Origin of the sequence: Streptomyces anatolicus (assembly GCF_019400875.1) — a bacterium.
Lineage (GTDB): Bacteria > Actinomycetota > Actinomycetes > Streptomycetales > Streptomycetaceae > Streptomyces > Streptomyces anatolicus.
The window spans coordinates 1-5386 of record NZ_WMBF01000436.1 but is presented as its reverse complement, the minus strand read 5'-3'; the positions used below and the strand labels follow the sequence as shown (position 1 = coordinate 5386).

Genomic DNA, 5386 nt, shown 5'->3' with positions numbered 1-5386 from the left:
CCCCGCCGCTTCCCCGGCTTCCCCGGACAGATCGCGCACGGCCCCCGCGACCGGCCCCAGGTCGCCCTCACCTTCCACGGCCAGGGTGACCCCGCCACCGCGAAGGCGCTGCTCACCGAGGCGGAGAAGGCGGGCGCCAAGGTCACCGTGCTGGCCGTCGGCGGCTGGCTCGACGAACACCCCGCACTCGCCCGCCGCATCCTCGACGGCGGCCACGACCTCGGCAACCACACCCTGCGCCACCTCGACATCAACGACATGTCCGAGGCCGACGCCTACGCCGAGATCACCGGCTGCGCGGACCGGCTGCGGCGCCTCACCGGCTCCATCGGCACGTGGTTCCGCCCCTCGCGCGCCAGGACGGCGACCCCGCTCGTCGAACGCCTCGCCCACCGCGCGGGCTACCCGCACGTCCTCTCGTACGACGTCGACTCCCTCGACTTCATCTCGCCGGGCGCCCCGGCCGTCACCCGCAAGATCGCCGCCGAACTCCGCGCGGGGTCCGTGGTGAGCCTGCACTTCGGGTACGCGGACACGGTCGCCGCGCTCCCCGCCGTCCTGCAAGAACTGGAACGCCGCGGCCTGCGCGCGGTGACGACCACGGAGTTGCTGACCTGATGCCCCGTACGCGACTGAACCTGACCAAGCGCACCGCTGCCGCCCTCGCCGCCGGAGTTGTGCTCGCCGCGCTCGCCGGCTGCGGCAGCGACAAGCGGTCCGACGAAGCCCTCGGCACCGACGGCATGCGCAAGCCCGCGAAGCCCAGGGTCGCCCCCGGCCTGCCCGGCATGCCGCCGGTCCTCGACCCCAAGGACGCCTACGCCGCCGACCGGCCGAACGCCCTCGCGCCGGTCGCCAAGAAGTTCCTGCCGCGCGTCTACGTCCCCAACACCGAGTCCGACACGGTCTCCGTCATCGACCCCAAGACGTTCAAGGTCATCGAGACCATCAAGGTCGGCGACCAGCCGCAGCACGTCGTCCCCTCCTGGGACATGAAGACGCTCTGGGTCAACAACGACCTCGGCGACAGCCTCACCGCCATCGACCCGGTGACCGGCGAGACGGGCCGCACCGTCGACGTCTCGGACCCGTACAACCTCTACTTCACGCCGAACGGCAAACACGCCATCGTGATGGCCTCCATGGACCGCGAACTCGTCTTCCGCGACCCGAGAACCATGAACCGCGTCAAGACCGTCCCGGTCACCTGCGCGGGCGTCAACCACGCCGACTTCTCCATGGACGGGCGCTACTTCATCGTCTCCTGCGAGTTCTCCGGCGAACTCCTCAAGGTCGACACCGAGAAGATGAAGGTCGTCGGCCAGCAGAAGATCCCGTTCAAGGGCGCCATGCCGCAGGACGTGAAGATGTCCCCGGACGGCAAGACGTTCTACATCGCCGACATGATGGCGCACGGCATGTGGGTCCTCGACGGCAAGAAGTTCACCACGCCGAAGCTCCTGCGCACCGGCAAGGGCTGCCACGGCCTGTATGTCAGCCGCGACTCCAAGGAGATGTACATCTCCAACCGCGGTGAGGGCAGCGTCTCCGTCTTCGACTTCCCGAAGAACAGGCTCACCAAGAAGTGGAAGCTCCCGCAGGGCGGCAGCCCCGACATGGGCGGCGTCTCGGCGGACGGCAACACGCTGTGGCTCTCGGGCCGCTACGACTCCGAGGTGTACGCCATCGACACCCGAACCGGAGTCCAGCTGGCCCGTATCCCCGTCGGCAGCGGCCCGCACGGACTCGCCGTCTACCCGCAGCCCGGCCGCTACTCCCTCGGGCACACGGGCATCTTCCGTTGACAGATTGATGGTTGACGGTTGATCCATGCCGACACCGGGCACAAAAAGGGCAGTTCGCAAACCCCTCCCCCGTATCACTGCCCTCGGAGGCCGCCATGCTGCGTGGCATCGACGTCAGCTCTCATCAGTCCACGTTCTCCACCGACGGCGTCTCCTTCGTGATCATAAAAGCGACGGAGGGCCGCTCGTACGTCAACCCGAAGCTGGCCGCCCAGACCAAGCAGGCCCGCGACGGCGGCTGCGTCGTCGGCTTCTACCACTTCCTGTGGCCGGGGAACATCACCGCCCAGGCCGAGTACTTCGTCAGCAGGGCCCCCGAGGAGCAGGGGGACCTGCTGGCGGTGGACTGGGAGTGGACGGGGGACCACACGGCCGCGTCGAACGCGGAGAAGGACCGCTTCATCCGCGAGGTGAAGCGGCTCCGGCCCGGCCATCGCGTCATCCTCTACTGCAACCGCGACTTCTGGCTGAACCGGGACGACACGTCCTACGCGGGCGACGGACTGTGGATCGCCGACTACGTCACGGCGGGCAAGCCGCGCATCCAGGCGCAGTGGAAGATCCACCAGTACACGTCGTCCCCGCTGGACAAGAACGTCGCCCGCTTCGAGAGCGAGGACGCGATGCGGGAGTGGGCCTCCCCCTAGGGTGTTCCCCTTCGGCGTCCCCCTAGGGTCTGCCCGGCGGAGGTCAGGCGCGCCAGTCGGCCGTGCGCTCCGGGGTGGCCGCTTCGAGGGCCTTGCGGATCTCCTCGACGCCACCGCGGTTGCCGTACACGGGAGTTCCGGGCTGCTGGCGCCATGACTCGTCCTGGCCGCCGTTGTCGACGGAGTCAAAGCCGAGGTCGTCGATGAGGTCGCGTACGACCTTCTTGGCGGCCTCGTCGTCGCCGGACACCGGCAGCGCGACACGCTCCGGGTCGCCCTTGGGGCGCGGCTTGTCGAGGATGTCGTCGGAGTACGTGCCGTTGAACGCCTTGATGACGGGGTGGCCGATCTGCCGCTCCGTCCAGCGGCTCTCCGGCAGGCCCTCCTCGATCTCGGCGATCCTGCCGTCGCGCTGCTGCGGGTAGTAGTTGCCGGTGTCGATGACGGCCACGTCCTCGGCGGCCCCGTCGAGGAAGCCCTTCGGCAGGTCGGGGACGGCCTTGAGCGGGATCGTCACGACGACGACCTGCGCGCCGCGCGCGGCCTCCTCGACGGGGACGGGCGTCGCGCCGGTCTCCTCGGCGAGGGCGGTCAGGGTGTGCGGGCCGCGGGAGTTGGCCACGGAGACGTCGTGGCCGAGTGCGGTGAGGCGGCGGGTGAGGTTGCCGCCGATGTTGCCCGCGCCGATGATGCCGATCTTCATGACTGCCCTTTCGCTGTTCCGGACTTCGTAACGGAGGTAACCTCCGGAACCGCTCGGTTATTCCGGCGGGGCCGCAGGTCTTGCCGGCGCCGCCGGATGAGTGTCGTACGCAGTGCGAGGAAGAGCAGCAGGGCGAACGGCGAGAGCAGGATGGTGAGGACGAGCAGGGGTCCCGTCACCAGCGGGTGCACGCCGAGCCGCCGCGCCTGGAGGTATATCCACTGGCCGAGCAGCAGGTCCCAGGCGATGACCTGCGCCCAGATCGCGCCGGCGCCGTTGGCGCGCGCCGTCAGTTCGCGGAAGCCGTCGATGTCGGGGCTGCTGACGGCGGCCCACATCTCGGGCAGGACCGGTAACGCCATCGTGAGGTAGACGGCGAGGACCGGCAGGACGGTGAGGGGTGAGGCGGCCAGGCGTGCGGTCGGGCCCCAGTTCGGCGCGAGGATCATGAGGAGCCAGACGGGGGCAGCCAGGTAGAAGGAGAGTTCGAAAAGGGTGCCGGTCATGCCGCGACCTCGAATTCCTTGCTGGAGTGGGTAGTTGGGCCGGTCGGGGCCCGCAGGGCCGCGTAGGTGCCCGCCGCCGCGGCGCCCGCGATCAGGGCGGCCGCCGTCAGGGTCGCCCCGTCCGGGTGGATCAGCGGCTGCCCGCGCAGTGCCTGCCAGGTGACCAGGGCGAAGAGCGCCGCGTACGTGCCCGAGCCCACCAGGACGAGCCGTAGGCGCACGCGCTCGTCGGCGAGGCGGGCCACGCGCGGCGCGAGGGCCAGCAGCGCCATGAGCAGCAGCGGGAGCAGCTGGAGCGCGTGCATGCCGACGAAGTGCGGTATCCGCAGGTCACCGCCGGTCGTCGACCAGCCGGTCAGCGGCATCGAGGGCCCGCCGTCCGGGACGCCGATGCTGTGCGCGCCGACCACCGGGGACTCGCCGCGCCGCTGGCCGGCCGCCGGCTGGGTCATCAGGAAGCCGATGGCGGCTCCGGCGAGCGCGAGGGCGATGCCGCAGCGCATCGCCCAGGCGGAGGCGCGGTCGGTGATCCGGGTGCGCAGGAGGAGGACCGCGATGGCGACGGTGGCGAACCAGAGGATGACGACGGTGACGGCCATCGCGTTGAACAGGGTCTCGTCGAACGGGGTCTGGTGGTTGAAGTGGCTGCGCTTCCCGCGCACCACCTGCCCGGTGATGATCAGCATCTCGACGGCACTGGTCGCCGCGACGACGGTCCCCGCCCACCATCCCGTACGCCGGCCGCGGTCGAGCAGCGACAGCATCCAGGCGAGCGAGAGTCCGTACGCGATGAACGAGAGCGAGAACTTCAGCGGCTTCGCCCAGATCGGCGCGCCCACGAGGACCCGGTCATCGACCACGAGCCCCACCGCGGAGACGACTGCCACGACGGCCATCGACGCGGAGAACAGCACCAGGGGGCGGTGCCACGAACGCCATGAAGACATAGGTATCCCCTCGATTCGGATGCGGCGGAATAGATAGTGGCGCTATCTGCTATCTGATAGCGCCACTATCTATGATGTGCGGAGGGGTTGGCAAGGGGATCCGGCCGGGGGATCGATGAAGAGGAGCGGGAACAGGCCGTGCGTATAGGCGAGTTGAGCCGCAGGACCGGCGTGCCGGTGCCGACGATCAAGTACTACGTCCGTGAGGGGCTGCTGCCGCCGGGCGAACTGTCCAGCCCCAATCAGGCGCACTACGACGAGCTGCACGAGCGCAGGCTGCGGCTGATCCGCGTGCTCCTGGAGGTGGGCGGCCTGAAGGTGGCCGCGATCGCGGAGGTGCTGGGCGCCATCGACGATCCGGACCGCCCGCTGCACAAGGTCCTCGGCGCGGCGGCGGACCGGCTCGGCGGGCAGGGCGTCGCCGACGACGACGCCGAGACGGCCGCGGCGCGGGCCACCGTCGAACAGCTGATCGCCCGGCGCGGCTGGCGCACGCATGAGTCGAACCCCGCCGCGGAGGACCTGTCACGCGCGCTTGCCGCCATGGGCCGGGTGGGGCACGGGGCGAGTACGGAACTGCTCGACGGCTACGCCGACGCCGCCGAGATCGTCGCCCGCGCCGACCTCGGCTACGTGAGCCGGCGGGTCGCGGTCGAGGACCTGGTCGAGAGCGTGGTGATCGGCACGGTGCTCGGCGAGGTGGTGTTCAACGCGATCCGCCGCCTCGCCCACGTGGACGCTTCGGCGCGGCTGTACGGGGCGGGGGACGAGTGGGAAG

Annotated in this window: 7 protein-coding genes; 4 read left to right on the top strand and 3 right to left on the bottom strand. The window is 70.1% G+C overall.

Annotated elements, in window-relative coordinates; all coding sequences use genetic code 11:
* The 3 genes from GKQ77_RS26860 to GKQ77_RS26850 all read left to right on the top strand — a co-directional run.
* Positions 1-618, top strand: a 618-nt coding sequence (locus GKQ77_RS26860; RefSeq protein ID WP_219691517.1) for a polysaccharide deacetylase family protein, incomplete at its 5' end; no start/stop codon positions are given.
* Positions 618-1805, top strand: a complete 1188-nt coding sequence (locus GKQ77_RS26855) for a YncE family protein (protein ID WP_219691516.1) — start codon at positions 618-620, stop codon at positions 1803-1805. The genes GKQ77_RS26860 and GKQ77_RS26855, both read left to right, overlap by 1 nt.
* Before the next feature lie 95 nt (positions 1806-1900).
* A complete protein-coding gene (locus tag GKQ77_RS26850) occupies positions 1901-2452 on the top strand; it encodes a glycoside hydrolase family 25 protein (RefSeq protein ID WP_219691515.1) in 552 nt (183 codons plus the stop codon).
* 43 nt (positions 2453-2495) lie between these two features.
* Here the strand turns inward: GKQ77_RS26850 and GKQ77_RS26845 are convergent, their stop codons facing one another.
* Genes GKQ77_RS26845 through GKQ77_RS26835 form a run of 3 tightly spaced genes read right to left on the bottom strand, consistent with a single transcriptional unit; the run spans position 2496 to position 4608 of the window.
* On the bottom strand, positions 2496-3155 hold the full coding sequence (locus GKQ77_RS26845; protein WP_219691514.1) for an NADPH-dependent F420 reductase: 660 nt from the start codon (positions 3153-3155) through the stop codon (positions 2496-2498).
* Complete coding sequence (locus tag GKQ77_RS26840; RefSeq protein ID WP_219691513.1) at positions 3152-3661, bottom strand: ABA4-like family protein; 510 nt, start codon at positions 3659-3661, stop codon at positions 3152-3154. Before GKQ77_RS26840 ends, GKQ77_RS26845 begins: the two co-directional genes overlap by 4 nt.
* Positions 3658-4608 (bottom strand): hypothetical protein, encoded by a 951-nt coding sequence (locus GKQ77_RS26835; RefSeq protein ID WP_258022024.1) that lies wholly within the window; start codon positions 4606-4608, stop codon positions 3658-3660. The genes GKQ77_RS26840 and GKQ77_RS26835 overlap by 4 nt, the downstream gene beginning before the upstream one ends.
* Before the next feature lie 138 nt (positions 4609-4746).
* On the opposite strand from GKQ77_RS26835, the gene GKQ77_RS26830 reads away from it, so the two are divergent.
* Positions 4747-5386 (top strand): MerR family transcriptional regulator (locus GKQ77_RS26830; RefSeq protein ID WP_219691512.1); only part of this gene is annotated, 640 nt, incomplete at its 3' end.

What these genes read in the sequence shown, in the direction of transcription:
- GKQ77_RS26855 (WP_219691516.1), top strand. Translation starts at nt 618, where the DNA reads ATGCCCCGTACGCGACTGAACCTGACCAAGCGCACCGCTGCCGCCCTC.
- GKQ77_RS26850 (WP_219691515.1), top strand. Translation starts at nt 1,901, where the DNA reads ATGCTGCGTGGCATCGACGTCAGCTCTCATCAGTCCACGTTCTCCACC.
- GKQ77_RS26845 (WP_219691514.1), bottom strand. Translation starts at nt 3,155, where the DNA reads ATGAAGATCGGCATCATCGGCGCGGGCAACATCGGCGGCAACCTCACC.
- GKQ77_RS26840 (WP_219691513.1), bottom strand. Translation starts at nt 3,661, where the DNA reads ATGACCGGCACCCTTTTCGAACTCTCCTTCTACCTGGCTGCCCCCGTC.
- GKQ77_RS26835 (WP_258022024.1), bottom strand. Translation starts at nt 4,608, where the DNA reads ATGTCTTCATGGCGTTCGTGGCACCGCCCCCTGGTGCTGTTCTCCGCG.